Here is a 1,104-nt window from a genome sequence, read left to right as displayed (position 1 = left end):
TTGACCGAGGCCGAGTGGCAAGATTTGCGTCGGTTACTATCACAATTGACCGCAACTATGGCGGCCATGGCCACAGAATTAATGGATGAAGAAAGTATTGCTTGTGAAGCGGAAAGCGAGCTTTTATGGTTAGAAGCGGCAGGATTTCCCGATAATTATTCCCTGCGATTTATTCTCTATCAAGGTCGCGGTTGTGAGGGCAATTGGTCGGCCACTGCCCTGCCAGAGTTGCTCGCCGCTTGGGACAATTTGCTTTACAATTTTTAAGAAAGCGGTGGACATAAGTTAATTTTTGTTTTCCCCTCTTGACTTTTAGATTCCCCTGTGCTGCCATGATTGCCCATCCGAGGACGAAGACCGATAATCTCACCTACACTCCGCCCCCATTGCTGAAAAACGGTTTTGCCATGACTCTCTATGTGTCCCTAAAAGCGCGAGAAACCTGGCAAAATACGATCGCTATTCCCGAACCAGTCTATCAAGAAACCATTTTCACCGGGGCCAATGCCGTCCCTATCTACGGGATTGTTTCCATTCCCCCGCAAGCGAAAGGAACAATTATCGGGACCTACGGCATCACGGGAGACTTAGATAATCAATGGTTTTTAAGGATTTTAGGCAGAAAAGCCGTAGCGAGAAACTACGCAGTCGTCCTCTTCGATTGGCGGGCCCACGGTAAGACAGCCGAATTATCCCCGACTCTCACCTCCGATGGCATCTATGAAGGGCTAGATTTCATTCATATTGCCGCCCAAGCTCAAAAAATGGGCTGTCCCGCTCCTTTTTGGTTCACAGGTTACTCTCTGGGGGGACAATTAGCCCTCTGGGGAATTAAATCGGCAGAGAATCAGGAAGATCTGGGGATCGATCCCGCCCATATCGGTGGTGGGGCGGTAATTTGTCCTAATTTAGACTCTAATCGTTCCTTATCCTATCTCGTCCGGGATACCTGGGGGAAACATCTGGAAAAAGCGATCGCCAGGGAATTACGCAAGTTAGCCAAACGCATCCATCAAGCTCATCCCGATCATATCGATCCCGAAGCAATTACTCGCGCCACCACGATTGCCGGATTCGATCGAGAATTAGTGATTAAAAAGCTAG

At 48.7% G+C, this 1,104-nt stretch carries 2 protein-coding genes; both read left to right on the top strand.

The genetic code is table 11. From position 1 onward, the window contains the following. Positions 1 to 267: DUF1818 family protein (locus PX484_RS24960; RefSeq protein ID WP_288106082.1), on the top strand; the 267-nt coding region annotated here is incomplete at its 5' end. 65 nt (positions 268 to 332) lie between these two features. Continuing rightward, a partial coding sequence (locus PX484_RS24955; RefSeq protein ID WP_288106080.1) for a YheT family hydrolase occupies positions 333 to 1,104 on the top strand: 772 nt, incomplete at its 3' end.

The organism is Microcystis sp. M49636_WE2 (assembly GCF_030065375.1).
In the GTDB taxonomy this organism is placed as follows: Bacteria; Cyanobacteriota; Cyanobacteriia; order Cyanobacteriales; family Microcystaceae; genus Microcystis; species Microcystis aeruginosa_C.
This window is presented reverse-complemented; position numbering and strand designations above follow the sequence as displayed.